The organism is Halomonas sp. AOP30-A1-24, from assembly GCF_052378165.1.
Classification (GTDB): domain Bacteria; phylum Pseudomonadota; class Gammaproteobacteria; order Pseudomonadales; family Halomonadaceae; genus Vreelandella; species Vreelandella citrativorans.
The window spans coordinates 1-1,411 of record NZ_JBQSXL010000073.1 but is presented as its reverse complement, the minus strand read 5'-3'; the positions used below and the strand labels follow the sequence as shown (position 1 = coordinate 1,411).

The window sequence follows — 1,411 nt, the reverse complement described above, 5'->3', positions numbered from 1 at the left end:
TACTACAGCCGTAACTATGAGCCTGATCGTTCAGCCAGATTCATATGGCGTTGTTGTTGCTGACAATGACATTGCCATGCTTTGTATTGGTGCTTTCGTCGCCAGTCCGACCAGTGAAGGACATGTGACAAGGCCTGGGAGCCTCTCCATAGCACTTTTCCCATGAGTTGCCTGAGTTCGGATAAGGTCCACCCGATCCTTCCTGGCCGCTTTTTTTTTGCGACTGACTGGCTTGTCGAATGGCTACCAATAGGGCGTGTGCCAGCAGCGATAAGGTAATATGGCGGTACCAACTGTGCCAACGTCTCACTTCATAGTCATCAAGGCCACACTCGCCCTTGGCTGTCTGGAAACCCTGCTCAATCTTCCAACGCTGCCCCGCGACTTTCACCAGTGTGTCAAGCGATACCCAGTCCCGCGGTGCATAAACGACGTAATAAGCTAGCTCATTGGGTGCCGAGAGACTGCGCCGTATCAAAAGATAGTGCCCCCAGCGCTGCGCTTCTGCTGTCAGCTGCAATCTCATTAAAGGCATCAGGGACCAATCGTACCAACGCTCGCCCTTACTGCCTGAACCGGCAGACAACGTTTGCCATGCATCATCGGGGAGTGACGCAGCCATCTCGTCAGCTCGCGTATACTGAAAACTCTGCCACCATAAAGGCTCGTTGCAGGCCACTTCCAACACAAAGGGCTGTTCTTGCTCTTCAAGCCAAAGGCGCAGGCTTCGGTTCCCCCCATAAACGCTATCCCCAGTGACCCAGGCAGCGGGAATTCCTTGATTCAGCGCTTTTTCAAGCATCTGGCGCGCGAGTTCAGGTTTGCTGGCAAACCCTGCGTCATCCGGGATACCGGCACGCCGACAACGTTCGCGATCCTGTGTCCAGGATTTGGGCAGGTAGAGAGCACGATCCAGAAACGCATGGCCTGCCTGGCTAGCATACAGAAGAAAAACACCAATCTGGCTATTCTCGATACGACCGGCGGTGCCACTGTACTGACGCTGAACACCCGCTGAGTGCTGCCCTTTTTTGATAAAGCCTGTTTCGTCAAGCACGAGAACGCCGTCACGAGCACCCAATGTCTCAACTACCCATTGCTGGAGAATATCGCGTGCTGCCGCCTCATCCCAGCGTGCCCGGTCTAGAAGATATTGCACACCATCGGGTGTAGCGTCCCCGCCCCATTCAGCAAGATGCCACCCATTTTTACGTTCGCACTGGCTGAGCAACCCCTTGATGTAGCGGACGGCCCGATCACGCGTCTCCGAACGAGGAAAGAGTGGGCCTAACCGAGCAGCCAGGTCATCCAACAATGCTGAAATAGGGAAATCCAGTTCCTGCATTTTCACCTCGTGACTGTCTTGATGCCAATCACTTAAAGTGTAGCTCACTCAGTTACGGCTGTAGTA

The 1,411-nt window shown here is 54.1% G+C and carries 1 pseudogene; it reads right to left on the bottom strand.

From position 1 onward, the window contains the following. Positions 1 to 223 precede the first annotated feature (223 nt). Positions 224 to 1,345: pseudogene (locus ACT3TJ_RS17905) on the bottom strand (IS701 family transposase); the annotation flags it as partial. Positions 1,346 to 1,411: the final 66 nt, after the last annotated feature.